Source organism: Cellulomonas humilata, from assembly GCF_030814415.1.
GTDB classification, from domain to species: Bacteria; Actinomycetota; Actinomycetes; order Actinomycetales; family Cellulomonadaceae; genus Cellulomonas; species Cellulomonas humilata_A.
The window spans coordinates 508,600-534,383 of record NZ_JAUSVB010000003.1 but is presented as its reverse complement, the minus strand read 5'-3'; the positions used below and the strand labels follow the sequence as shown (position 1 = coordinate 534,383).

Here is a 25,784-nt window from a genome sequence, read left to right as displayed (position 1 = left end):
GATCGGGCAAACCACCCGTAGGTTCATCCAATGGTGGACACCTCAGCCGCACCGCCCGCCCCGACCGACCAGACGACCGACGCCCTCGTGGAGCTCCGCGGCGTCGACAAGCACTTCGGCTCTCTGCACGTGCTCCAGCACATCGACCTGACCGTCCGTCGCGGCGAGGTCGTGGTCATCATCGGGCCGTCCGGCAGCGGGAAGTCGACGCTGTGCCGCACGATCAACCGGCTGGAGACCATCGACTCGGGCACGATCATCCTCGACGGGCAGCCGCTCCCCGCGGAGGGTCGAGCGCTCGCCCGGCTGCGGGCGGACGTCGGGATGGTCTTCCAGTCGTTCAACCTCTTCGCGCACAAGACCGTCCTGGAGAACGTCACGCTGGGCCAGATCAAGGCCAAGGGCATCAAGCCGGCGAAGGCCAAGGAGATCGCCCTCGCCCTGCTCGACCGCGTCGGCGTGCGGAACCAGGCCGACAAGCTCCCCGCGCAGCTCTCCGGCGGTCAGCAGCAGCGCGTCGCCATCGCCCGCGCGCTCGCGATGCAGCCGAAGGTCATGCTCTTCGACGAGCCGACGTCCGCGCTGGACCCCGAGATGATCAACGAGGTGCTCGACGTCATGGTCGGCCTCGCCCGGGACGGCATGACGATGATCGTCGTCACCCACGAGATGGGCTTCGCGCGCAAGGCCGCGAACCGCGTCGTGTTCATGGACGGCGGCCAGATCGTCGAGGAAGCCGACCCGGAGACGTTCTTCACCGCACCGAAGAGCCACCGCGCCCAGGACTTCCTCTCGAAGATCCTGACCCACTGACACCCCACGGCAACCGAACCGACACTGCACACCACACGAAGGGGACGACACGATGCGTAGAGGACGACTGGTACTGGCACTCGCTGCGGCTGCCACGCTGACGCTTGCCGGCTGTTCGAGCGGCGACGGCGGAGACGACGCCGACGCCGACGCCGGTGCGACGAGCGAGGCGACCGAGGAGACCGGCGGCGCCGAGGGCACCATCAAGATCGGCATCAAGTTCGACCAGCCCGGGCTGGGCTACCAGGACGGCAGCGAGTACACCGGGTTCGACGTCGACGTCGCGAAGTTCGTCGCCGGCGAGCTGGGCTACGGCGAGGACCAGATCGAGTGGGTCCAGGCGCCCTCCGCACAGCGCGAGACGCTCCTGCAGAACGGCCAGGTCGACATGATCTTCGCGACCTACTCGATCACCGACAAGCGCAAGGAGGTCGTCTCCTTCGGTGGACCGTACTTCGTCGCCGGCCAGGACCTCCTGGTCGCCGCGGACGACGACTCGATCAGTGGCCCGGAGGACCTCGAGGGAAAGAACCTCTGCTCGGTCACCGGCTCCACGTCCGCGCAGCGCATCAAGGACGAGTACGCGGCCGGCACCAACCTGCTCGAGCAGCCCGGGTACGCCGAGTGCGTCACCGCGCTGACGGCCGGCACGGTCGACGCGGTCACGACCGACGACATCATCCTGGCCGGACTCGCGGCCGTGCCCGCCAACGAGGGCAAGGTCAAGGTCGTCGGCAACCCGTTCTCCGAGGAGAACTACGGCGTGGGCATCGCGAAGGACAGCGACAAGTGCGAGGCCATCAACGAGGCCATCACCAAGATGATCGACGACGGCACCTGGCAGGAGCTGCTCGACAAGAACGTCGGCGCCTCCGGCTACGTGGCGAACGACGAGCTCAACCCTCCGACGCCCGCCGCCTGCGCCTGACCCTCTGACGGACCGGGGGCTCGCGCACACCGCGCGGGCCCCCTGTCCTGCCGAGAGCCCTCCGAGAGCAAGGAGCGTCGGTGGACGACGGCTTCCTCCAGCAGTACCTGTCGCTGTTCGACGAGTTCGACGTGCTCGCCGCGTTCTGGGTCAACATCCAGCTGACGTTCTTCGCGGGGATCCTCGCCCTGATCCTCGGCACGGTCCTGGCGACGATGCGGATCTCGCCCGTGCCGAGCCTGCAGTGGGCGGGCTCGACCTACGTGACGCTCCTGCGCAACACCCCGCTGACGATCATCATGGTCTTCTGCGTGCTCGGGCTCTGGGGGCAGCTGGGCATCACGCTCTCCCCCGACTTCACGACGAACTTCTTCCGCCTCGCCGTCGTCGGACTGACCGTCTACCACGCGGCGTTCGTCTGCGAGGCGCTGCGGTCCGGCGTCAACACCGTGCCCGTCGGCCAGGCCGAGGCCGCCCGCGCCATCGGCCTGTCGTTCTGGCCGGCCGCCCGGCTGATCATCCTGCCGCAGGCGTTCCGCGGCTCCGTCGCCCCGCTGGGCAACGTGCTCATCGCGCTGACCAAGAACTCGACCGTCGCCGCTGCCGCGTCCGTCGCCGAGGCCTCGAGCCTCATGCGCACGATGATCGAGTTCCGGCCCGACGTGATCGTCGCCATCTTCCTCACCTTCGCCCTCGGGTTCGTCCTCATCGTCGTGCCGATCGGCCTGGCGACCACCGCACTCTCGCGACGACTGGCGGTGGCCCGATGAGCGCCCTGTTCGACGTCCCCGGCCCCGTCGCCCGCCGACGGATGGTGTGGGTCAACATCGCCGCGACGATCGTCGTCGCCGGCATCGCCGTGTGGGTGCTGCTCCGGCTCAACGCCAAGGGCCAGCTCGACGCCGCCCTGTGGAAGCCGTTCCTGACGGCCAGCCCCTGGGTCGACTACCTGATCCCCGGACTGATCGACACGCTCCGGGCCGCCGGCATCTCGATCGTGACCGCCGGCCTGTTCGGGTTCGTGTTCGGGCTCGGGCGGCTCTCGCCGTCCGGGGCGGTGCGTGCCGTCAGCGGCACGATCGTCGAGTTCTTCCGCGCCGTCCCCGTGCTGCTGATGATGATCTTCTTCTACCTCGGCCTCGGGAAGCTCCAGATCCTCGACCCGTCCGACGTCCCGCTGGTCGCGGTCGTCCTCGGCCTGACGTTCTACAACGGCTCGGTGTTCGCCGAGCTCGTCCGGTCCGGAGTCCACGGCCTGCCGCGCGGTCAGCGGGAGGCGGCGCTGGCCGTCGGATTGCGCGGCGGCCAGTCGTTGCGGCTGATCGAGGTCCCGCAGGCACTCATCGCGATGCTCCCGGCGATCGCCAGCCAGCTCGTCGTCATCCTCAAGGACACCGCGCTCGGCCTCATCGTCACGTACCCCGAGCTGCTGGACGCGGCGCGGCGGTTCGGCTCCGGCAACGGCAACATCCTGCAGGCGCTGGTGGTCGCGGCACTGATCTTCATCGTCATCAACTACGGGCTGACCCGGCTGGCCGACCTGCTCGCCGGACGCGTCGGCAACCGCACCGCGGGCAAGCCGCGCACCGAGGCGCCGAGCCTGGTGGTCGCGACCGGGAAGGACTAGCCGTCAGCCCGCGGTCGCGCTGGCGCGCATCTCGCGCACGACCGTCACCGTGATCTCGCCCGGGTACGCCAGGTCGGCCTCGATGTGGCGGGCGATCGCGACCGCGAGCTGCGGAAGAGCGAAGTCGTCGACCTCGGACGGCTCCACGATGACGCGCACCTCACGGCCCGCCGACATGGCCAGCGCGCGTCGCACCCCGGCGTGCGCGGCGACGAGCTGCTCCAGCTTGTCGATGCGCTCGACGTACTGACCCAGCTCCTCCCGACGCGCCCCGGGGCGGGACGCCGAGATCGCGTCCGCGACCTGCACGAGCACGGCCTCGACCGTCTCCGGCGGCACCTCGTCGTGGTGCGCGGCGATGGCGTTCACGATCGCGGCGGACTCCCCGTGCCGCCGGGCGAGGTCCGCGCCGAGCTTCGCGTGCGTCCCGGACAGCTCCGCCGTCAGGGCCTTGCCGAGGTCGTGCAGGAACGCGCCGCGACGGGTGACCTCGACGTCCGCGCCGATCTCCGCGGCGAGCGCGGCGGCGAGCTGCGCGGTCTCCACCAGGTGCTCCAGCACGTTCTGCCCGTAGGACGTGCGCAGGCGCAGCCGGCCGAGCGTGCGCACCAGGGTCGGGTGGAGGCCGCTCACCCCGGCTCGCTCGGCGGCGTCGTGCCCGGCGGAGTCGGTGCGCTCGTCGGCGCCGGCGAGCGCCTCCGCGTAGGCCTGCTCGATCCGCTGCGGGTGGATCCGACCGTCCGCCATGAGGGCCTCGAGGGCGACCTGGGCGACCTCGCGGCGCTCTGTGTCGAAGCAGGACAGGACGACGGCGTCGGGCTGGTCGTCGACGAGCACGTTCACGCCCGTCAGCGCCTCGAAGGACCGGATGTTGCGGCCCTCCTTGCCGATGATCCGGCCCTTCATCTCGTCGGACGGCAGCGGCAGGACGGTGAGGGGCGACTGCGTGCTCGTCGGGACGGCGAGCCGCTGGACCGCCGTGGTGACGATGCGCCGTGCCCGGGACTCCGCGGTCCGGCGCGACTGCGCCTCGGCACGACGGACCTGGGCGGCGGCATCGTTCTGCGCCTGCTCGACGAGCCGACGGGTCAGCTCGGCGCGGGCATCGTCCGCGGTGAGGCCGGTCACCGACTCGAGCTCGGCGAGCGCGGCCCGCTCCGCCGCTGCCGCGCGGGCTGCTGCGGCACGCTCCGACTCCTCCAGGACCCGGGCGCTCGCCCGGTGCGCCTCGGCGGCCGCCTCTGCCTCCACGCGGGCCCGGCGCTCGAGCTGCTCGATCTCGACCCGCTCGGCCGCGACGGACTGCTCACGCTCGGTCAGCCGCTTCTCGCGCCGTTCGACGTCGTCGCGCATCGCGCGTGCCGCGTCCTTGATGGAGGCGACGTCCGCCTCCGCGCGGGACCGCTGCAGACCGGCCTCGCGACGGGCGACGAGGACGAGCACGAGGGCCACGAGGCAGGCGCCGAGCAGCCCGACGATCGTGCCGATGGCGCCTGCGTCCACAACGTCCTCCTGGTCAGACCGCACGACGCGCAGCGGTGCCGGTGCGCGGGTAGCGGCCATTGTCGCGCACACCAACCGCCGTTCGGGTACGCGGGCACCCGGGGTGCGACCGGTGTGTCCCGAGCCGTCCGAAAGGTCATGCCTCCCCGTGGAGTCCGTCCAGGTCGCCGTCGGCCGTCGAGCCCTGCGCAGCGAGCTCCTCGCGCACGAGGCGCGCCACGAGTCCGGGTGGGTATCCCCGGCGTCCGAGCGCCGCGAACGTCCGCCGCGATCGCGTCGGTGCGTCCAGCCCCGAGGTCGAGGCGAGCTTGCGCCGGACGAGGGCCCGCGCCGCGGCCTCCTCGTCGTCCGCGTCGACCTGCTCGAGCGCGTCACCGGCCAGCTCGTCGTCGATCCCGCGGCGGCGGAGCTCGACGGCGATCGCCCGGCGCGAGAGCCCGCGCTCCGCGTGCCGGGTCCGGACGATCATCCGGGCGTACTCGGCGTCGTCGATCAGCCCGACCTCGGTGAACCGGTCGAGCACCCGCTCCGCGACCTCGTCGGGAACGTCCTTGCGCGCCATCGCCTCGGCGAGCTGCGCGCGGCTGCGCGGCGAGGAGGTCAGGAGCCGCAGCGCGATCGCCCGCGCCACCGACTCCTGGTCCGGCTCTGTGTCCTGTGCTGCGGCGCCCGTCGGGGGCGGTTCGGTGCCGAACCGCCCCCGACGTCGGGTACTGCCGGTCATCCGACTGCTCAGAAGTCCACGGCCGGCACGGCGTCGGCAGGCGCGTCGACCCGTGCTCCGATGCCGAGCTTCTCCTTGATCTTCTTGTCCAGCTCGATGGCCAGGTCCGGGTTGTCCCGCAGGAAGCTGCGGGCGTTCTCCTTGCCCTGACCCAGCTGGTCGCCCTCGTACGTGTACCAGGCACCGGACTTGCGCACGAAGCCGTGCTCCACGCCCATGTCGATGAGGCTGCCCTCGCGGGAGATGCCGACCCCGTAGAGGATGTCGAACTCCGCCTGCTTGAAGGGCGGGGCCATCTTGTTCTTGACGATCTTCACGCGGGTCCGGTTGCCGACGGCCTCCGTGCCCTCCTTGAGCGTCTCGATGCGGCGGATGTCCAGGCGCACCGACGCGTAGAACTTGAGCGCCTTGCCACCGGTGGTCGTCTCGGGCGACCCGAACATCACGCCGATCTTCTCGCGGAGCTGGTTGATGAAGATGGCCGTGGTGCCGGACGAGTTGAGCGCACCGGTGATCTTGCGCAGCGCCTGGGACATGAGCCGGGCCTGGAGGCCGACGTGGCTGTCACCCATCTCGCCCTCGATCTCGGCCTTGGGCACGAGCGCGGCGACCGAGTCGACGACGATGACGTCGATGGCGCCGGAGCGGATCAGCATGTCCATGATCTCGAGCGCCTGCTCACCGGTGTCCGGCTGGGAGACGAGGAGCGCGTCGGTGTCGACGCCGAGCTTCTTGGCGTACTCGGGGTCCAGTGCGTGCTCCGCGTCGATGAACGCGGCGATGCCGCCGGCCTTCTGCGCGTTGGCGACCGCGTGCAGCGCGAGCGTGGTCTTGCCGGAGGACTCCGGGCCGTAGATCTCGACGACCCTGCCGCGCGGCAGCCCGCCGATGCCGAGAGCGACGTCCAGGGCGATGGAGCCGGTGGGGATGACCTCGACCGGCGCGCGGCCGTCGTCCCCGAGCCGCATGATCGACCCCTTGCCGAACTGGCGGTCGATCTGGCTGAGCGCGGCCTCGAGGGCCTTCTCGCGATCCTTCGGTGCGGGCATGTCGACCTCGTCTGTCTCGAGCAGCGTCTGCTGCGGTACGGGGGCTGGTCTTGTTGCGAGCGACGCTATGTCCGACCACCGACATCCCGGCCGCACCGCCCTCGTCCCCGGGATCCGGCTGCTGCCGGCGGGGCTGTGGGCGGGTCGGTCGTGCACCCGCATCCACCACCCTAGACGAACAGGTGTTCGATGTACGCGACACGCCGTCAGCGTGTCGGCACCAGCTCGATCTGCTCCCCCGGCTCCACCACGTGCACCTGCACGGACGGCGCGACCCGCGCGGCGGCGTGCGCGAACGCGGGTCCCGCGCGGTCCATCCAGCCCGGCGGCAGCCGTCGCGACACCGGGGCGTGCAACGTCCCCCAGTGCACCGGCACCGCGGTCCGCGCGCCGACGATCGCGCACGCCCGGGCCGCCTGGACCGCGTCCATGTGCCCCCCGGACAGCCGCGGACCCCATCCGCCGACGGGCACCAGCGCGAGGTCGATCGGTCCGCCCGCGAGCGCCGGGATGTCCGCCATCGCCGCGAACGGCGCGGTGTCCCCCGCGAACCAGATCCGGAACGACTCGGTCGCGACCACGAACCCGTGCGTCGCGTTCGGCCGGTGCGGCATCGGCCGGTGGACGTGCACGGCGGGTACCAGCCGGAGCCGGACGTCGGACCCCGGGACCTGCCACCAGTGCGTGTCCGCGAGCCCGACGGCCGCGCCGATGCCCCGCCCGCGCAGCCAGCGGGCGTTCGCGGGGGCGGTCAGCACCGGGACGTCGTCGAGCAGGCGCAGCGAGCCGAGCTCGGCGTGGTCGTGGTGCAGGTGGGACAGCAGGACCGCCTGGGCGCCCTGCCAGTCCGCGGGACGAGGGGCGGCGCCCCGGCGGCGCAGCAGCCCGGCGTGCCGCAGCAGGAGCGGGTCGGTGAGCAGGCGGACGCCGTCGACGTCGAGCACGGTGCTCGCGTGCCCCAGCCAGCGCAGCCGCAGGGTCATGGGCGCAGGCCGGCGGCGTCCGCCCAGCGCACCAGCTGTTCGTGCACCGCTTCGGCGCCCACCAGGATCTCGTCGTCGCCGACGGGCTCGCGCAGCTCGTCGGCCATCGCCCACCGCGTCGGGTGCAGGAGGAAGGCGTGGTTCTGCGCGCCGCCGATGCCACCGTGCGACCCGACCTGCCCCTCGAACGCGTGCACGTGCCCGCGATCGGTGACGGTCGAGATCAGGAGCAGGTCGCCCGTGTGCGGGAGGCGTGCCGCGCGCAGGAGGTCCGCGTGCCCGCGCGGGCCGTACCGCAGCAGAGGATCCTCCCCCTCGGGCACGGCGCCGTCCTGCTCCAGCAGGACCAGCCCGCGGGGGCCGATCGCGACGAGGCCCTGCTCCTCCGTGTCGACCACGACGACCCCGACCCCCGGGCGGGCCGCGAGACCTGTCACGAGCCCGGGCCAGCGCTCCTGGAAGTCCTCGAGCGTCAACCGGTGCGGCACCTGCGGGAACCAGACGAGCCCGAGGTTCCCGGAGCCGACGGTGACCACGTCGGGCAGGTCCCCCGCCGCGGCCGCCTGCTTGGGCCGTCCCTGGTCGGGGCCGAGGACGGTCGACCCGCGCGAGAGGTTCAGCGCGCTGTTCACCAGGGCGTTGAGCAGCCCCCAGTCCTCCCCGGTGTCGCTCGTGACGCCGTCGGCGGCGGGCTCGGCCATGAGCGCGCGCACCGAGTCGAGCAGCGTCTCGCCCCCGAGCTGCTCGTAGGTGGCACCGAGCGCCTGGCCGTGGTCGGAGACCACGACGATCTCGTAGTCCCGGGGCGCGACGGCGACGACGCGCTCGAACGTGCCGAGCACGCGGTCCAGGCCCTCGAGCGACCGCAGCGACTCGGGGCGCGTCGGTCCCGCGTGGTGCGCGATCTCGTCGTAGTCCACGAGGTCGACGTAGATCGTGGGAGAGCCGCGCAGGAGCGCCTCCGCCACCAGGGAGGTGTTCAGGTCCCGCAGGAGGACGTTGGTGATCCCCCGGAGCACCACGTACCAGCCGCCGCGGGAGATGCGCGGCTGCACGTCGCGGATCCGCTGGCGGTGCGCCTGGTAGAGCTCCTTGAACATCTCGCCCACGGACACGCTCACGGCGCGGGCCAGCACGAACGGGCTTGCGAAGAAGCGCACGTAGGCCGGACCCGGGCCGAGGCCGCCGTCGGGTCCCTTGGTGCGCGACCGGCTCATGACCACGAAGCTCGTGGCGGCGTCCCCGGAGAACATCGTCGAGACGGCCGTCCCGCCGCCCGCGAGCAGTCCCTTGCCCGTGGTCAGGCGCTGCTCGACGAGCGCGGCGTCCTCCGGGTGGTTGGTCACGACGAGCCGGCCGAGGTCCCGGTCCCACCAGCGGAACGCGGGGATCTGGGACGAGTCGCCGTGCAGCAGGCCGGCCTGGCTGGCGGGCGTCGTCGACGGGATCCGCGCCCACCAGTCCTCGAGCGTGTGGGTGCCCGTGCTCATCCAGCGCTGCACGTTGGGCGCCAGCCCCGCCTCGATGGCCTCACGCAGCACCGGTGCGGCGACACCGTCGAGCTGCACCACGAGCATCCCCGCCGGGCGCGGCTCACCCGCCGACGGCGCACGGACGCCCTCGCGCCGGGCCTGCCGGCCCGCGCGCCGCACGAGGTCGGAGACCACGTAGTCGCTGTTGCTCGAGCCGATCACCCACCGGCCGATCGCCATCACGATCGCGGTGAGCACGAGGACGCCGAGGACGGACCAGAGGTTGTCGGCTCCGATGCCGGGCACGACCGAGAGCGCCAGCCACAGCACAGCCACCTGGGCGAGCAGCCCGAGGCCCAGGGCGAGCGCGGCGCTCCCCCGGCGTGCGAGGAACCGCAGCGGGGCACGCAGGAGCAGGTCGCCGGCCGCGACCACGGCCGCCGCGAGCACGATGGCCCACGGGGTGTCGGACCGCACGCCGTCGATCACCGCGACGGCGACCGCGAGGCCGACGGTCGTGGTCAGGAGCGTCAGCACCGCCTCGCCGATGTCGCGCAGCGTGGGCATCCAGGACGGTGTGCGCGGTCGGCTCGACGTCATCGGTGCTCTTTCCTAGGCCCGTGGGGGCGCCGGTCGGCGGGCGTCGGCGCCCCAGCGTGCGGTCTCCGGGATCTCGAGCTCGTCGCACAGGGCGTGCCACACCGTACGGGGTTCGACGTTGTCGTCGAGCGCCTGCATCGCGGTGCGCTGGTCCAGTCCCCGGAGCACGAGCTCACGCGTGAGCTCCCGGCCGTGCGCGCTGCCGAGGACCTCGTCCACCAGCAGCCAGAACTCTCGTAACCTCACGACGACAGCCTGCCACCCTCCGGGGGGCGCGGGTGTCAGTCACGACCTACACAATGGCCGGGTGGTGCTCGAGCGCTTCTCCGACCCGACCAGGACCTGGTTCGCGGGTGCGTTCGCCGAGCCCACGACCGCGCAGCTGGGTGCGTGGACCGCGGTCTCCGGCGGGGAGCACGCACTCGTCGTCGCACCCACCGGCTCCGGCAAGACGCTCGCCGCGTTCCTCTGGGCGCTCGACGGTCTGCTGACGGGCGAGCGGCCCGACGATCCCGTCGAGCGCTGCCGCGTCGTGTACGTCTCTCCCCTCAAGGCGCTCGCGACGGACGTCGAGCGCAACCTGCGCTCGCCCCTCGTCGGCATCCGGCAGGCGGCGACCCGCCTGGGGCTGGAGCTGCCGGACGTCACCGTCGGGATCCGCACCGGCGACACCCCGCCGAACGAGCGGCGCGCCTTCGCGACGAAGCCTCCGGACATCCTCATCACGACGCCGGAGTCGCTCTACCTGGTCCTGACGTCCGGCGCCCGGGCGGGGCTGGCCGGGGTCCGGACGGTGATCGTCGACGAGATCCACGCGGTCGCCGGCACCAAGCGCGGCGCCCACCTCGCCGTGTCGCTCGAACGGCTCGACGCCCTGCTCGACCACCCCGGCGGCCCGGGCCCCGCCCAGCGGATCGGGCTGTCCGCCACCGTCCGGCCGGTCGACGCGGTCGCCGCGTTCCTGGGCGGCGCCCGGAGCCCGGAGGACCGCGGGCGTGCCGTCACGATCGTCCAGCCGCCGTCGACCAAGAAGATCGTGGTCGACGTCGTCGTGCCGGTGCCGGACCTGTCGGACCTGCGCGGCACGGAGGTCACTCCGGACGACCTCGACCTGTCCGGCGCCGCGGCCGGCCCGCTGCCCCGGCCGTCGATCTGGCCGCACGTCGAGGAGCGCGTCGTCGACCTGGTCGCCGAGCACCGGTCCACGCTGGTGTTCACCAACTCCCGGCGCGGCGCGGAACGCCTCACCGCACGGATGAACGAGGTCTGGGCCGAGCGCTCGGGCGAGGACGTGCCGGATCCCGCGACCCTGCGCGCAGCGGCGGTCCCGGCGCAGTCGGGCACGGCCGTCGGCATCGACACCCGGCACGCGGCGACCATCCTGGCGCGGGCGCACCACGGCTCGATGAGCCGCGCGGAGCGCACCCGGACGGAGTCGGAGCTCAAGGCCGGGCTGCTGCCCGCGGTGGTGGCCACCAGCTCCCTGGAGCTCGGCATCGACATGGGGGCCATCGACCTGGTGGTGCAGGTCGGGTCTCCGCCGTCGGTCGCCAGCGGCCTGCAGCGCGTCGGCCGCGCCGGGCACCAGGTGGGCGCCGTGTCCCGCGGGATCGTGTTCCCGACGTTCCGGGGCGAGCTGGTGCCCGCGGCGGTCACCGCGCAGCGCATGCGCGACGGCGCGCTCGAGGCCATGCGGATCCCGCGCAACCCGCTCGACGTCCTCGCGCAGCAGATCGTGGCGATGGTCGCGGTGGAGGACTGGTCCCTCGACGAGCTCTCGGCCGTCGTCCGGCGCGCGTCCCCGTTCGCCGGGCTCGGCGAGGCGACCCTGCGCGCGGTGCTCGACATGCTGGCGGGCCGGTACCCGAGCGAGGAGTTCGCGGAGCTGCGACCCCGGATCGTGTGGGACCGGGTGCGGGACGTGCTCAGCGGGCGGCCCGGCGCGCTCCGGCTCGCGGTGACCAGCGGCGGCACCATCCCCGACCGTGGCCTGTTCGGCGTCTTCCTGGCCGGCAGTGCGACCACCAGCGACGTCCCGGTCGACGCCGAGCGGTCGGGCGGGACGGTCCGGGGCGGCAAGCGCGTCGGCGAGCTCGACGAGGAGATGGTCTACGAGTCGCGGGTCGGCGACATGTTCACGCTCGGCTCCAGCACGTGGCGCATCGACGACATCACGCCCGACCGCGTCCTGGTGACGCCCGCCCCGGGGGTGCCGGGCCGGCTGCCCTTCTGGAAGGGCGACTCCCCCGGGCGGCCCGCGGAGCTCGGTCAGGCGATGGGCGCCTGGGTCCGCGAGCTCAGCGCGCTGCCCGACGACGACGCCCGCAGCCGTGTCGAGGCAGCCGGGCTGGACCCGTGGGCGGCCGACAACCTGCTCACGTACCTGCGCGAGCAGCGCGAGGCGACCGGTGAGCTCCCGTCGGACACGGTGCTGGTGGTCGAGCGGTTCCGGGACGAGCTCGGCGACTGGCGGGTGGTCCTGCACTCCCCCTACGGGGCACGCGTGCACGCCCCGTGGGCGATCGTCATCGGCGCGCGCCTGCGCGAGCGGTACGGCGTCGACGCCGCGGCCATGCACTCCGACGACGGGATCGTCCTGCGGCTGCCGGACATGCTCGACGCCGGCGATGGCTCGCTGGTCGACGACCCGTGGGCCGAGTCCAGCGGACCGGCGATCGACCTGGCGGACCTCCTGGTCGACCCCGACGAGGTCCTCGACGCGGTCAAGGCCGAGCTCGGCTCGTCGGCGATGTTCGGCGCCCGGTTCCGCGAGGCCGCGAGCCGCGCCCTGCTGCTCCCCCGCCGCCGGCCGGACCGCCGCCAGCCGCTCTGGCAGCAGCGGCAGCGGTCCGCGCAGCTGCTGTCCGTGGCGTCGGAGTACCCCGACTTCCCGATCCTGCTCGAGGCCGTGCGCGAGTGCCTCCAGGACGACTTCGACACCGACGCGCTCACCACCCTCATGCGGGACGTCGTGGCCCGCCGGGTCCGGGTCGTCGAGGTCACGACCACCCAGCCGTCCCCCTTCGCGCAGTCATTGCTGTTCGGCTACACGGCGCAGTTCCTCTACGACGGCGACGCCCCGCTGGCCGAGCGCCGTGCCGCTGCTCTGACGCTCGACCCGACCCTGCTGGCCGAGCTGCTCGGTCAGGGTGGCGAGTCCCAGCTGGCCGACCTGCTCGACCCCGAGGCCGTGGTGCGCACCGAGGCGGAGCTCAGCGGACGGGCGCCCGAACGGCAGGCCGGCACGCTCGAGCAGCTGGCCGACGCCGTCCGGCGGCACGGACCGCTCACCGCGTCGCAGGTCGCGGAGCGGACGAGACCCGAGGTGCGCGACGAGGTCCCGGGCTGGCTGGTCGAGCTCGAGAGTGCGCGCCGCCTGATCCGCGTCCGGCTCGGCGGGGTGGCACCCGAGCGCGCCGAGCAGTGGGCGGCGATCGAGGATGCCGGGCGGCTGCGGGATGCGCTGGGGGTCGCTCTGCCGGTCGGCGTGCCCGAGGTGTTCACCGAGGTCGTCCCCGATCCCGTGGGCGACCTCCTGCGCCGCTACGCCCGGACGCACGGGCCGTTCACCGCCGCGCAGGCCGCCGCGCGCTACGGCTGGGGCGTCGCGGTCGTGACCGAGACCCTGCGCCGGCTCGAGGGCCGCGGCGTTCTCGTGCAGGGTCGGCTGCGTCCGGACGTGCTCGGCGGCACCGGCGACGAGTTCTGCGACGCCGACGTGCTGCGGACGCTTCGCCGACGGTCGCTCGCGGCGCTGCGGGCCGAGGTGGAGCCGGTCGACCCGCAGGCGCTCGGCGTCTTCCTGCCGCGCTGGCAGGGCGTGCAACCGGTCGGTCGGACGGGACGCAGCTCCGCCACGGGCACCCTGCGCGGGGTGGACGGCGTCGCGCGCGTCGTCGAGCAGCTGGCCGGCGCGGTCATGCCGGCGTCGGCGCTCGAGACGCACGTCCTGCCCGCCCGTGTCGTCGACTACAGCCCCGCGATGCTCGACGAGCTGACCGCCGCGGGCGAGGTGGTCTGGGCGGGTCACGGCGCGCTCGCCGGGCACGACGGGTTGGTCTCGGTGCACCCCACCGCCGTCGCGGACCTCACGCTCCGCGCGGCGGAGGCGTCTCCGGACACGCCGCTGCACGACGCCCTCCTCGAGGCGCTCGGTGGTGGTGGCGCCTGGTTCCTCGGGGCGCTCACCGACCGGGTCCGCCAGCTGCGCCCGGACGACGCGGCCCCGAGCCAGGCGGAGGTGTCCGCGGCGGTGTGGGACCTCGTCTGGTCGGGGCACGTGACCAACGACGGGCTCGCCCCGCTGCGCGCCTGGCTGGGCAGCGGGAGCACGGCGCACCGGACGCGCGCCGCCACGCCGCGCGGCCGTCCCCTGCGCCCGCGGCTCGGCCTGCGCGCCGCCGTCCAGCTGGCCGGCGACCCGGGGACCCGGTCGAGCGCCCTCGGGCTGAGCGGTGCCGCGAGCGGCGGGCGCTGGTCGTTGCTGCCCGGGCGCGAGCCGGACCCGACGCTGCGCGCGCACGCGCTGGCCGCCCAGCTCCTCGACCGGCACGGCATCCTCACGCGGGCCGTGGCACCGGCGGAGGGCATCGGCGCGCGGTTCACCGACGTGTACCGCGTGCTGTCCGCGCTGGAGCAGGGCGGACAGGTGCGACGCGGCTACTTCGTCGAGCGGCTCGGCGGCTCGCAGTTCGCGCTGCCCGGCGCGGTCGACCGGCTGCGCGTCGACGCCCAGGTGGTCGAGCGGTCCGCCGACGAGGACGGACCGACCGACCTCCAGGTCGTCGTCCTCGCCGCCACCGACCCCGCCAACCCCTACGGCGCGTCGCTGCCGTGGCCGGTCGCGGGCCCCGACCCGACGGATGCCGGAGCGGGACGGCACCGGCCAGGTCGGAAGGCGGGTGCGCTGGTGGTGCTCGTCGACGGCGCGCTCGTGCTCTACCTGGAGCGCGGCGGGCGGACCGTCCTGTCCTTCACCGCCGCCCTCCCCGTCCTGGCGGCCGCCGCCGAAGGGCTCGCGACGACCGCGCGCAGGCGCCACACGGGTCGCCTCACGATCCAGCGTGTCGACGGCGTCGAGGTCCTGGCCGGGGCTCTGCACAGCCCGCTGGGGCAGGCGTTCGTGGCAGCGGGGTTCGCGGCGACCCCCCGCGGCCTGCGCCTGCGGGGTCAGTCGTGACCGCGCGTGCCTGAGGGCGACATCCTGCGGCGGACCGCCGACCGGTTCGAGCTGGCGATCGGCGGACGGGTGCTGGTCCGCTCCGACCTGCGCTGGCCCACGGCCGCCACGGTCGACCTGGTGGGCCGCACCGTCCTGGAGACGCGGTCGTACGGCAAGCACCTGCTCACCCGCTTCGACGACGGCCGGACCCTGCACACGCACCTGCGCATGGAGGGGTACTGGCGGATCGCGCGCACGGGCTCCCCGGAGGCGGCGGCCCGCTCGCCGCAGGTCCGCGCCGTCCTGGCGACCGAGGAGTGGACGACGGTCGGGTACCACCTGGGCATGCTCGACGTCGTGCGCACCCGCGACGAGCGCACGCTCATCGGTCATCTCGGCCCGGACCTGCTGGGCGAGACGGTCGACCTCGACGAGGCGCTGCGGCGCTGGACCGCCCGGGGGTCGACGCCGGTTGCCGAGGTGCTCCTCGACCAGACGGTCGTCGCGGGCATCGGCACGATCTTCGCGGCGGAGTCCCTGTTCGCGGAGCGGCTGTGGCCGTGGACCCCGGCCGACGCGGTTGCGGACCCCGCTCAGCTGCTGGGGGTCGCCCGCCGCCAGCTCCAGCGGTCGGTCGCGGACGGGCGGCCGCCCGGGCACGTGCACGGTCGGCTGCGCCAGCCGTGCCACCGGTGCGGGACCCGGATCGCGGTCGGCCAGGCGCGCAAGCCACCGATGGAGCGGCCGATCTTCTACTGCCCCCGCTGCCAGCAGGAGCCGGCCGGCGGGTGAGCCGCCGGACATGGCAACGGTCCGCGGACAGGAGTCCACGGACCGTGCAGGAGGACGAGCGGACATCGCTGTCCGTCGTCACGGGCGCTGGGCAGCGACCCGTCGACCGGGGCGACAAGACCGCCCGGTCATTCGAGGATGGCCGAGGCCATCCGATCAGCCGATGGCGGCGAGCTCCGACCGCGACCGCGCCCATCCGAAGTCGGAGGCACCGGCCACCGACGCCGCAAGGTCCGCAGGCACCGTGTCGGGGATCAGCAGACCCTCGGCGACAGCGACCCGGTCACTGACCTCACGCAGGACGAGCGACATCGGGACGTCGAGCGCCTCGCAGATGCTGTTGAGCAGCTCCGACGACGCTTCCTTCTGACCCCGCTCCACCTCGCTCAGGTACCCGAGCGAGACACGGGCTGCCGACGACACCTCACGCAGGGTGCGCCCCTGGCGCTGTCGCGCGTCCCGCAGCACATCGCCGATCTCTCGACGGAGTACAACCATTCGGGCTCCCCCTCTCGCGTCACGTGCCACGTCCACTCCGGGAGCCGGAGTCCGTCGCGGACCCGGAACCTCGGAACTCTTCACCTCGGGACTCTTGACCACAGAACCAGAACCCGGCTGTCCCTTCACCGGGAGGATTCCACCGTACCTTGCACCGCCGACACGCGATGTCATGCGTCGTGCCGGAGGTCGAGTGCTCATCACGGTCGTTCCAACGACGTGACCCCTCACAGTGTTCCCGCTCGCGGGGTGGTCCACCCAGCCCCGCCCGCAGATTCACCCCGATCGGCCCAGGATTTCCACCCCCAGCGCCAGGACGGCCTCCGCGGACCGAGCACGGACCTGCGCCCGGTCGCCCGCCAGCAGGAGCGACCGCACGGTCGTGCCGTCCGGCGTGCTCACCGCGACGTGCACGGTGCCGGGCGGCTGCCCGTCCTGGGGGTCCGGGCCGGCGACCCCCGTCGTCGCGAGACCGACGTCCGCTCCGAGCCGGGCCCGGACGCCACGCGCCATCTCCCCGGCGACGTCGGGGTCGACGGCGCCGCGCGCGTCGAGCAGCGCACGGTCCACGTCGAGCAGCGTCGCCTTGAGGTCGGTGGCGTACGCGACGACAGCACCCCGCAGCACGCTCGACGCCCCCGGCACGTCGACCAGCGTGGCCGAGACCAGCCCGCCGGTCAGCGACTCGGCGACCGCCAGCGACCAGCCGCGGGCTGCGAGAGCCGTGAGAAGGTCCGACGCGATCGACACGTCACAGCCCGGCGGCGGGCGGGCGGCTGGCCGTGCGCCGGATCTGCAGGCCGGTGCGTGCGTAGTCGATCCCGGTCACCACCGTCACCACCAGCGCGGCGCCCATGAAGATCACCGCGACCACCGAGACGAAGTCGGGAAGGACGTCGAGCGGCAGGAGGTACAGGCCGATCGCGACCGACTGCAGCACGGTCTTCAGCTTGCCGCCGCGCGAGGCGGGCAGCACCACGTAGCGCAGGAGGAAGAACCTCATCGCCGTGATGCCGAGCTCGCGCACGAGGATGATGACGGTCACCCACCACGCCAGGTCCCCGAGCCACGAGAGCAGGACCAGGGCGGTGCCGATGAGGACCTTGTCGGCGATGGGATCCAGCATCTTGCCGAGGTCGGTGACCTGGCCCGAGCGGCGGGCGAGCCATCCGTCGAGGCGATCCGTCGCGGCAGCGATCACGAAGAGCCCTGTCGCGATCAGGCGGCCGGTCGTCGTGTGTCCGCCGTCGGCGAGGAGGGCCCAGGCGAAGAACGGCACCAGCGCGATGCGCAGCACCGTGAGCACGTTCGCCAGGTTCCAGGCGGAGGGCACGGCGTCGATCACCCGGACAGCCTAGAGCGGCGCAGGAGATGCCCCGTCCACCCCATAGAGTCCGGGCGTGACCCAGCACGCCCGCGCCGGCAGACGTCAGCCCGCGGTCCTCGTCCTCGCGATCCTCCTGCTCGTGGTCACGAGCCTCGCAGCGGCTGCGGCAGCGCTCCGGCCGCGGGACGAACCGGTCGCCGCAGCCGAGCCGACCGTCCTGGGCGCCGCCGCCACGGCGAGCCCGGGCGCGACCCCGACTCCAACCCCCACCCCGACGCCCGACCCGGACGCCGAGTTCTCGCTCGTCGCAGCCGGCGACGTGCTGCCGCACCTCCCGGTGCTCTCCAGTGCGCGGTCCGCCGACGGGGGCTACGACTTCGGGCCGGTGCTCGGTCCGCTGGACCCCTGGGTCCAGGGTGCCGACCTCGCGCTGTGCCACCTCGAGGTGCCCGTCACGCCGCCCGGCACCGCGCCGAGCGGGTACCCGCTGTTCGGTACCCCGCCGGCGATCGCGTCGTCGCTGCGGACGCAGGGCTGGGACGGCTGCTCGACGGCGTCGAACCACTCCGTCGACCGCGGCTTCGCCGGGGTCACGGCGACTCTCGACGCGCTGGACGCGGCGGGCCTCGGGCATGTCGGGACGGCCCGGACCGCGGGCGAGCAGGCACAGCCGCAGCTGTACACGCTCGACCGGGCCGGCCGGACGATCACGGTGGCGCACGTCGCCGCGACCTACGGCACCAACGGGATGCCGGTCGACGCGGACAAGCCGTGGTCGGTGAACCGGATCGACGTCCCGGCGATGGTGGCGCAGGCGACCGCCGCCCGGGCGGGCGGCGCCGACCTCGTGGTCGCCAGCATCCACTGCTGCGTGGAGTACCGGACGGAACCCACCACGGAGCAGGTCGCCATCGACCAGGCGCTGGCCGACTCGGGGGTGTTCGACCTCGTCATCGGGCACCACGCCCACGTCCCCCAGCCCGTCGCGCACCTGAGCGGCGGACCGCGCGGCGAGGGCATGTGGGTGGCCTACGGGCTCGGCAACTACGTCTCGAACCAGGACGGCGCCTGCTGCTCACCGAACACCGACTCGGGGCTGCTGCTCACGGCGCACATCGAGGCGACCGGAGCGTTCGCGGCGCAGCGGCGTCCCGCCGGGCCGGCGCGCGTGACCGGGGTCGAGTGGACTCCGATCACCGTGGACCGCCTCGGCGGGCACCAGGTGCACGCGCTGGTGGACATCCCGGGCGGCACCGGCTCGCTGAGCACCACCCAGGTGGCGGACCGGCTGGCTCGGGTCGTCTCCGCGGCAGGCACGGAAGCGCCGCAGTGCACCGCTCCCCTGACGCCGAGAGGGCCGCCGCCCGTCGTCGTGCCCCGCGCCGTCAGCGGGTGATGTCGCCCGGCTGGGCGCTGCCGTACAACCAGCCCTGCCCGTAGCGCCAGCCGTTGCGGTGCAGGTACTCGGCCTGCTCCTCGTGCTCGATCCCCTCGGCGATGGTCACCATGGCGAGCTCGCGCGCCAGCGCACCGAGCGCCCGTGCGACCTTGCCGGCCGTCGGGTCCTCCGGGATGCCCGACGTGAACGACATGTCGAGCTTCACCCCCGCGACGGGCAGGTCCCGCAGGTAGGACAGCGGCGAGACGCCCGTGCCGAAGTCGTCGAGCAGGATCGGGACGCCCGCCGCGGACAGCTGCGTGAGCTCGTGGCGGATCCGGGTGCCGGACGCGACCAGCGACGACTCGGTCAGCTCCACCACGATCCGGCCGGCCGTGAGCCGGTGCCGGGAGATCTCCGACAGCAGGGTCGTCGCGAACTCCCCGTCCCCGAGCTGGTCGGCGGACACGTTCACCGACACCCACCGGGTCCGGTCGTGGATCGACGCGACGAACTCGACCACGCGCCGGGCGACCAGCTGGCCGAGGGCGACGGACATGCCGGCCTCCTGGATCAGGCTGAGGAACGAGGCGGGCAGCAGGAGCCCCCGGTGCGGGTGCTCCCAGCGCACGAGCGCCTCGTACCCGACCACGCGGGCGTCGGCCAGGTCGACGATCGGCTGGTAGTGGACCACCAGCTGGTCCTCCGCGATGGCCGCGGCGAGCTCGCGGTGCAGGTCCGACGGCGAGCCCATGGCCATCGACGCGTCGTAGACCTCGGTCCGTCCGCGGCCCGCACCCTTGGCCCTGTAGAGGGCTGCGTCGGCGGCGGCCAGCAGGCCCGGTGCGCCGCCCTCGATCGAGTCCGGGTCGGCAAGGGCGATCCCGATGCTGGCCGCGACGTTGAGCCGTCGCCGACCCACGCGGACGGGCTCCTGCAGCCCGGCGTGGATGGCGCCGGCGACCTCGAACACGGCGCGCGGACCGTCGAGGTCCTGCACCACCACGACGAACTCGTCGCCGCCGAGCCGCGCCACCGTGCCCCGGCGCGCGGTCGCCGCCCGCAGGACGCCGGCGACGTGCACGAGCACCTCGTCGCCGGCGGCGTGGCCGTACCGGTCGTTGATCTCCTTGAACCCGTCGAGGTCGCAGGCCAGGACCGCGACGCGGTCGACGACGCCCGGTTGCTCCAGCACCGACTGCAGCACCTCCTGCAGCAGGGTGCGGTTGGCCAGCCCCGTGAGCGGGTCGTGCATCGCCCGGTGCGTGAGCATCTCCGCCTGAAGCCGCGACTCCGTCGAGTCGCGCACCTGGACGACGAAGTGGTCCGGCGCGCCGGTCGGGGTGCGCACGAGCGCGGCGTCGAGCGCGACCCACACCTGGTGGCCGTCGGCTCGCTGGTACCGCTTCTCGAGGGAGAACCGGTGCTGGCCGCCGCCGAGCAGGTGGTCGACCTCGAGCCGCTCCGCGGGCCGCCCCTCCGGGGTGCTGAGGTCCTCCATGCGGTATCCGCGCAGAGCCCCGACGCTGGTGCCCAGCAGCTCGGCGAACGCCGCGTTGGCCTCCACGATCCGCCACTCGAGGTCCACGAGCGCCATGCCGATCGGGGCGTTCTCCATCGCGACCCGGAACTGCATCTCGCTGCGGGTCAGCGCGGCCTCGACCTCCCGGCGCCCGGTGACGTCGACGAGCGTGGTGAGCACGGCCGCGGCGTCCCCGTCCCCGGCGGGCACCAGCTGGCTGGCCACCTGCACCATGCGCGCCTGGGTGGTGTCGGTGCCGGGCAGCGCCACGCCGACGAGCTCGGAGTCGACCGTCCAGCCGGCGCGGACCACCCCGGACCGGTGGCCCAGGACGGCCGCCGGGTTCATCGCGAGGCCCATCTCGTTCACGAGCACGACCGGCAGGTCCCCGACGGACATGCCGACGGACGTCTTCGCGTCGATGCCCAGGATCGCCGCCGCCCGCTCGGAGATGTCGAGCACCCGGCCGGCCAGCGACTGGACCAGCACACCCTCCTTGGTCACCGCCTGGAGCGCGTCGTAGCGGTGCCGCAGCTCGCGGGACAGCTCCAGCAGCTCGTTCGCCCGCCGGACCTGCGCGCGCTGCCGGCCGAGCAGGATGAGGACGGCGACGAGCGCCAGGACCGCCACGCCGGCGATCACCGTGCTGACGACCCCCCAGGGGTCGGGGAACGCGGCGCTCACCGACCCCCGCCGGACCAGCGTCCGGCGTCGTCCTCCTCAGCGCCGTCGAAGTAGTCGGTCGCCACCGGCGGCTCGCCCGGCAGGGCACCGTCCGTGGTGGCGTACCGGTCACCCTCGTCCTCGCCGGGCGCGCCACGCAGCATCGCGAGGGTCGCCGGCAGGTCGTCGGCCTGCACGAGGACCTCGCGGGCCTTCGACCCCTCGGACGGGCCGACGATCTCACGCGACTCGAGCAGGTCCATGAGCCGACCCGCCTTCGCGAACCCGACCCGCAGCTTGCGCTGCAGCATCGACGTCGACCCGAACTGCGTGGTGACCACGAGCTCCGCGGCCTGCAGCAGCAGGTCGAGGTCGTCGCCGATGTCCTCGTCCACCTGCTTCTTGACCGGCGCCGCCGTGACGTCCTGGCGGTACACCGGCTTGAGCTGCTTCTTGACGTGCTCCACGACCGCGTGGATCTCCGACTCGGACACCCAGGCACCCTGCGTGCGCATCGGCTTGGCGGCACCCATCGGCAGGAACAGTGCGTCACCCTGGCCGATGAGCTTCTCGGCGCCGGGCTGGTCGAGCACGACCCGGGAGTCCGTCAGCGAGCTGGTCGCGAACGCGAGGCGGGACGGCACGTTGGCCTTGATGAGACCGGTGACGACGTCGACGCTCGGGCGCTGGGTGGCCAGGACCAGGTGGATGCCGGCGGCGCGGGCGAGCTGCGTGATGCGCTGGATGGACGCCTCGACGTCGCGCGGGGCCACCATCATCAGGTCGGCCAGCTCGTCGACGACCACCAGCAGGTACGGGTAGGTCGCGATCTTGCGCTCCGAGCCGGGCAGCGGCTTGACCTTGCCGGCGCGGACCGCGGTGTTGAAGTCGTCGATGTGCTTGAACCCGAAGTTCGCCAGGTCGTCGTAGCGCGCCTCCATCTCGCGCACCACCCACTCGAGCGCCTCGGCGGCCTTCTTGGGGTTCGTGATGATCGGCGTGATCAGGTGCGGGATGCCCTCGTAGAGCGTGAGCTCGACCCGCTTGGGGTCGACGAGCACCATGCGGACCTCGTCGGGCGTGGCGCGCATGAGGATTGAGACGATCATCGAGTTGACGAAGCTCGACTTGCCCGCCCCGGTGGCGCCGGCGACGAGCAGGTGGGGCATCTTGGCCAGGTTGGCGACGACGTAGCCGCCCTCGACGTCCTTGCCGACGCCGATGACCATCGGGTGCTCGGTGCGCTTCGCCGCGCTGGAGCGCAGGACGTCGCCGAGCGAGACGGTCTCGCGGTCGGTGTTGGGGATCTCGATGCCGATCGCGGACTTGCCGGGGATCGGGGACAGGATGCGGACGTCCGCGCTGGCCACCGCGTAGGCGATGTTCTTGCTCAGCGCCGTGACCCGCTCGACCTTGACCGACCGGCCGAGCTCGACCTCGTACCGCGTGACTGTGGGCCCGCGCGTGAAGCCCGTGACCTGCGCGTCGATCTCGAACGCCTCGAGCACGGAGGTGAGGGACTCGACGACGCGGTCGTTGGCGGCCGACCGCACCTTGTGCGGCGCGCCCTTGGCCAGGGCGTCCTCGGACGGGAGCGTGTAGAGCACGTCTCCCCCGAGCATCGGCTGCTCGCCCCGCGGGACGGGGGTCGGCTCGGGTGCGCGCAGCGGGGCCTTGGTGCTCACGACGGTCGTCGGGACGGTGTCGGGTGCGGCGTCGCGGGCCGCCTGGGCCTCCGCCTCGGCCTCGGCCGCCGCGACGATCGCCGCGCGCTCGAACGCCTCGTCGCCGTCGTAGGCGTCGAGCCGGGTGTCGTCGGGGTCCTCGACCTGGTCGGCGCGCTTGCGTCGCCGCCCGAGCAGACCGCGCTTGGCGGGCGGAGCCTCGATCTCGGCGACTGCGGTGTGACCCGCGTTGATGACGAGCGGCGCGTCGTCGTCGGCCTCCTCGGCCGGCTTGCGGGTGTTCCCGGTCAGCTTGTCGTACACGCCGCGCAGGCGCGGGACGATCTGGTGCACCGGGGTCGCGGTCACCACAAGAACACCGAAGAACGCGAGCAGGATCAGCAGCGCGACGGCGACACCCGGGGTGAGCAGGCTGGCCAGCGGCGTGCCGACCAGGAAGCCGACGATCCCGCCGGCCACGCGCAGCGCCGCCATGTCGTCCGTGCCGGGCAGCCCGGCGCCGATCTGGACGAGGCCGCAGACGGCGAGGGTGATGGCGCCGATCCCGATGACGATGCGCCCGTTGGCCTCGACGCGCTCCGGGTGCCGCATGAGCCGCAGCGCGAGCCCGAGCAGGACGAGGGGAACCGCGACGCCGACCTTGCCGAACGTGCCGGCCACGATGTTGTGCACCACGGCACCGGCGGTCCCCGACAGGTCCCACCACTCGCGCGCGGCGATGACGATCGCGAGCCCGAGGAGCGTGAACGCCAGACCGTCCCGGCGGTGCGCCGGGTCGAGGTCCCGGGCGCCGTGCCCGACGCGCCGGGCGGTCCCGCCGACGAGGTGGGCGGTGCCCATGAACATGCCCTTGACGATGCGGACCGGCAAGGCCGGTCGTGGCGGCGGTGGCGCGGGCCTGCGCCCCTGCGGGCGGGACGATCCGGTCGTCTTGCCGGACGCGCGCGACGTCGCCGGCGCACCGGAGCGGGCGCGAGGGGTGGACGTGCGAGTCGCCATGGTCCTCAAACTAGTCGGGGCCGCCCGTGACACGTCGACCGTCGGGCGCGTGTCGGGCGCGCGTTCACCCGAGCAGCAGGCCGATACCCAAGGTCACGACCCCTGCGGCGAGCAGGACGGCGCCGACGCCGAGCAGGACGACGGCCCGGTTGGGCTGCTGTCGCCCGCGCCCCATCGCGGCGAAGAAGAACCCGGCCGACATGACGATCGCGGCAAGCAGCACCCCCGTCTGCGCGAGCCATCGCCAGAAGCCCGTCAGCGTCGTGGCCTCGCCGAGGAGCAGGCACACGAGCCCGAGCGTCACGAGGACGCCGGCGTGGGCGTGCCCGGCGCGGAAGAAGCTCTTCTGGAAGTCGGTGGCCTGCTCCTTGCCGGTGACGACGCGCAGCAGGAAGGCACCTCCGGACTCGATCGCGACCACCGACAGCGCGACGATGCCGGCGGTGACCCGAGCGGCCTCGGTCAGCTCGATCATGGGAGTCCTCCTAGTTTGCGAACAGCGTTATAGAACACCGTTCGCAAACCGACGTCAAGCCCTCTAGACTCGCCCGATGGCCCGTCCCCGCGTGCACGACGACGCTCTCCGTGCCCGCCTGCTCGAGGAGGCGTCGGCCATCGTCGCGACCTCCGGCGCCCCCGGCCTGACGGTCCGCGACCTCGCCGCCCGCGCGGGGACGTCGCCGTCGGCCGTGTACTCCCTCTTCGGCAGCCGCGAGGACCTGGTGCGGGCCGTCGGCGACGAGGCGTTCGCGCGCTTCGCCGCACGGCTCGCCGCCGTCCCCCGCACCGCGGACCCCGGCGCGGACCTGCTCGGGCTCGGCCTCGCCTACCGGGAGAACGCCCTGGCCGCACCGCACTTCTACCGGGTCATGTTCGGTGCGAGCGGCGCCGGGCTGCAGGACGGCACCCGCGGACCGGCGACCGCGAGCGCGACCTTCGGGGTGCTGCGCGACGCGGTCGCTCGCGTGCTCGGCACGGACCCGACTGACACCGTCGCCGCCGAGGAACCTGCGCTGGGGCTGTGGGCCGTCGTGCACGGCCTGGTCGAGCTCGAGCTCGGCGGCCTGCTGCCGGACGGATCCGCGCAGCGGTACGTGCACGTGCTGCGCACTGCGGGCCTGGCGATCCTCGAGGGCTGACGCCGCTCGAACCGCCCCCGGCAGTCCCGCACCGCCGCTAGGGTCGGCGGGACGCGACGGGCGCCGGGGCCGGTCGTCGGACGACGGGAGCCGCACCGTGTCGCACCGGACCGCCCTCGTGGTCGCGCTCGCGGTCACCGCGCTCGTCGCAGGCTGCGCCGCCCAGGCATCGACGAAGCCGCTCCCACCGGCGGTCCCGTCCGTCGCGCGCCCGGCCCCGGGACCGCTGTGGGCCTACCTCGACCAGGTCGACGTGCGCCTCGCGACGCAGGTGAACGAGGAGCGGACCCGGGCGTGCGTGGCCGACGCGGGGTTCATGTACTGGCCGGACGACCCGAACCATGAGCTCATGCAGGACACCCTGCCGTTCGCGCGCGCGTGGGGGTACGGCGGCCTGAGCCTGGAGACCGAGACCACGGCGGAGCTCAACGCCGCATTCGTCCGCACCCTGTCCGGACCGGACCGCGACCGGTACGACGCCGCGCTCACCGACTGTACGCCCGCCGACGTCGAGGAGCCCGCGCAGAGCTGGCGGGCCGACCCGGCCTTCGCCGACCTGGACGTGGAGATCAGCAGCTGGGTGCTTGCGACGGTCGACGACCCTCGCGTGCACGTGGCCGACGCGTCGTGGTCCGCGTGCATGGCCGAGGCCGGCTACGACGTCGGGTCGCCGGACGAGGCCGAGGAACAGGCGGCGGCCGCGACGCGGGGCGGCACCTTCTCCGACCCCGAGGTGCAGCAGGCGGAGATCGCGCTGGCGGTCGCCGACCTCACCTGCCGCGCGTCGACGGGGTTCACGGAGTCCACCCGCGTCGCGTGGCACGCCGTCCAGCAGGAGTTCGTCGACGCGCACCAGGACCAGCTGGACGCGTTGGTCGCGGCGCACGGTCTCTGAGCCGCGCGGCGGGACCGACCCTGCCG

General features: G+C 73.5%; 21 protein-coding genes. 9 read left to right on the top strand and 12 right to left on the bottom strand.

All coding sequences use genetic code 11. The features are described from left to right. Positions 1 to 30 precede the first annotated feature (30 nt). The 4 genes from J2X26_RS13500 (at position 31) to J2X26_RS13485 (ending at position 3,368) form a co-directional block, all read left to right on the top strand. Positions 31 to 813: an amino acid ABC transporter ATP-binding protein gene (locus tag J2X26_RS13500; protein ID WP_307493001.1), complete on the top strand. Its 783-nt coding sequence runs from the start codon at positions 31 to 33 to the stop codon at positions 811 to 813. A gap of 52 nt (positions 814 to 865) precedes the next feature. After that, a complete protein-coding gene (locus tag J2X26_RS13495) occupies positions 866 to 1,741 on the top strand; it encodes a glutamate ABC transporter substrate-binding protein (protein ID WP_307493000.1) in 876 nt (291 codons plus the stop codon). 80 nt (positions 1,742 to 1,821) lie between these two features. Further along, entirely contained in the window at positions 1,822 to 2,511 is a 690-nt protein-coding gene (locus J2X26_RS13490; protein WP_055922060.1) for an amino acid ABC transporter permease, read from the top strand. After that, entirely contained in the window at positions 2,508 to 3,368 is an 861-nt protein-coding gene (locus J2X26_RS13485; protein WP_307492997.1) for an amino acid ABC transporter permease, read from the top strand. The genes J2X26_RS13490 and J2X26_RS13485 overlap by 4 nt, the downstream gene beginning before the upstream one ends. Positions 3,369 to 3,371: 3 nt before the next feature. Here the strand turns inward: J2X26_RS13485 and rny are convergent, their stop codons facing one another. From rny to J2X26_RS13455, 6 genes are all read right to left on the bottom strand, one after another. Further along, positions 3,372 to 4,871, bottom strand: coding sequence for a ribonuclease Y (gene rny, locus J2X26_RS13480; protein WP_307492996.1), 1,500 nt, complete (start codon positions 4,869 to 4,871; stop codon positions 3,372 to 3,374). A gap of 136 nt (positions 4,872 to 5,007) precedes the next feature. Continuing rightward, entirely contained in the window at positions 5,008 to 5,595 is a 588-nt protein-coding gene (locus J2X26_RS13475; protein WP_307492994.1) for a regulatory protein RecX, read from the bottom strand. A gap of 8 nt (positions 5,596 to 5,603) precedes the next feature. Further along, positions 5,604 to 6,644, bottom strand: coding sequence for a recombinase RecA (gene recA / locus J2X26_RS13470; protein WP_055922070.1), 1,041 nt, complete (start codon positions 6,642 to 6,644; stop codon positions 5,604 to 5,606). Positions 6,645 to 6,850: 206 nt separating this feature from the next. After that, complete coding sequence (locus J2X26_RS13465; RefSeq protein WP_307492993.1) at positions 6,851 to 7,627, bottom strand: MBL fold metallo-hydrolase; 777 nt, start codon at positions 7,625 to 7,627, stop codon at positions 6,851 to 6,853. Further along, a complete protein-coding gene (locus J2X26_RS13460) occupies positions 7,624 to 9,699 on the bottom strand; it encodes an alkaline phosphatase family protein (RefSeq protein WP_307492992.1) in 2,076 nt (691 codons plus the stop codon). Before J2X26_RS13460 ends, J2X26_RS13465 begins: the two co-directional genes overlap by 4 nt. A gap of 12 nt (positions 9,700 to 9,711) precedes the next feature. Continuing rightward, positions 9,712 to 9,945, bottom strand: coding sequence for a DUF3046 domain-containing protein (locus tag J2X26_RS13455; RefSeq protein ID WP_307492991.1), 234 nt, complete (start codon positions 9,943 to 9,945; stop codon positions 9,712 to 9,714). Positions 9,946 to 10,006: 61 nt separating this feature from the next. Here J2X26_RS13455 and J2X26_RS13450 point away from each other — a divergent pair, with 61 nt between their 5' ends. Beyond that, positions 10,007 to 14,878, top strand: a complete 4,872-nt coding sequence (locus J2X26_RS13450) for an ATP-dependent helicase (RefSeq protein ID WP_307492990.1) — start codon at positions 10,007 to 10,009, stop codon at positions 14,876 to 14,878. A gap of 6 nt (positions 14,879 to 14,884) precedes the next feature. After that, entirely contained in the window at positions 14,885 to 15,652 is a 768-nt protein-coding gene (locus J2X26_RS13445) for a DNA-formamidopyrimidine glycosylase family protein (protein WP_307492988.1), read from the top strand. Positions 15,653 to 15,808: 156 nt separating this feature from the next. On the opposite strand, the gene J2X26_RS13440 is transcribed toward J2X26_RS13445, so the two are convergent. The 3 genes from J2X26_RS13440 to pgsA form a co-directional block, all read right to left on the bottom strand. After that, positions 15,809 to 16,150: a helix-turn-helix domain-containing protein gene (locus J2X26_RS13440; protein ID WP_307492987.1), complete on the bottom strand. Its 342-nt coding sequence runs from the start codon at positions 16,148 to 16,150 to the stop codon at positions 15,809 to 15,811. Positions 16,151 to 16,426: 276 nt separating this feature from the next. Beyond that, positions 16,427 to 16,900, bottom strand: coding sequence for a CinA family protein (locus tag J2X26_RS13435; RefSeq protein ID WP_307492985.1), 474 nt, complete (start codon positions 16,898 to 16,900; stop codon positions 16,427 to 16,429). 1 nt (position 16,901) lies between these two features. Continuing rightward, complete coding sequence (gene pgsA, locus J2X26_RS13430) at positions 16,902 to 17,495, bottom strand: CDP-diacylglycerol--glycerol-3-phosphate 3-phosphatidyltransferase (protein WP_307492984.1); 594 nt, start codon at positions 17,493 to 17,495, stop codon at positions 16,902 to 16,904. A gap of 55 nt (positions 17,496 to 17,550) precedes the next feature. Here pgsA and J2X26_RS13425 point away from each other — a divergent pair, with 55 nt between their 5' ends. Beyond that, positions 17,551 to 18,873 (top strand): CapA family protein, encoded by a 1,323-nt coding sequence (locus J2X26_RS13425; RefSeq protein ID WP_307492982.1) that lies wholly within the window; start codon positions 17,551 to 17,553, stop codon positions 18,871 to 18,873. On the opposite strand, the gene J2X26_RS13420 is transcribed toward J2X26_RS13425, so the two are convergent. From J2X26_RS13420 to J2X26_RS13410, 3 genes are all read right to left on the bottom strand, one after another. Next, positions 18,863 to 21,061 carry a putative bifunctional diguanylate cyclase/phosphodiesterase gene (locus J2X26_RS13420; RefSeq protein ID WP_307492980.1) on the bottom strand — a complete coding sequence of 733 codons (2,199 nt, stop codon included), beginning with the start codon at positions 21,059 to 21,061 and terminating at the stop codon, positions 18,863 to 18,865. The genes J2X26_RS13425 and J2X26_RS13420 overlap by 11 nt on opposite strands. Next, positions 21,058 to 23,724 (bottom strand): FtsK/SpoIIIE family DNA translocase, encoded by a 2,667-nt coding sequence (locus J2X26_RS13415; protein WP_307492979.1) that lies wholly within the window; start codon positions 23,722 to 23,724, stop codon positions 21,058 to 21,060. The genes J2X26_RS13420 and J2X26_RS13415 overlap by 4 nt, the downstream gene beginning before the upstream one ends. Before the next feature lie 64 nt (positions 23,725 to 23,788). Continuing rightward, positions 23,789 to 24,199 carry a hypothetical protein gene (locus tag J2X26_RS13410; RefSeq protein WP_307492977.1) on the bottom strand — a complete coding sequence of 137 codons (411 nt, stop codon included), beginning with the start codon at positions 24,197 to 24,199 and terminating at the stop codon, positions 23,789 to 23,791. Between the two features lie 76 nt (positions 24,200 to 24,275). On the opposite strand from J2X26_RS13410, the gene J2X26_RS13405 reads away from it, so the two are divergent. Beyond that, the gene (locus tag J2X26_RS13405) at positions 24,276 to 24,863 is read left to right on the top strand and encodes a TetR/AcrR family transcriptional regulator (protein ID WP_307492975.1); all 588 of its coding nucleotides are present in this window, start codon (positions 24,276 to 24,278) and stop codon (positions 24,861 to 24,863) included. Between the two features lie 97 nt (positions 24,864 to 24,960). Next, on the top strand, positions 24,961 to 25,758 hold the full coding sequence (locus J2X26_RS13400) for a hypothetical protein (protein ID WP_307492973.1): 798 nt from the start codon (positions 24,961 to 24,963) through the stop codon (positions 25,756 to 25,758). The last annotated feature ends 26 nt before the right edge of the window (positions 25,759 to 25,784 follow it).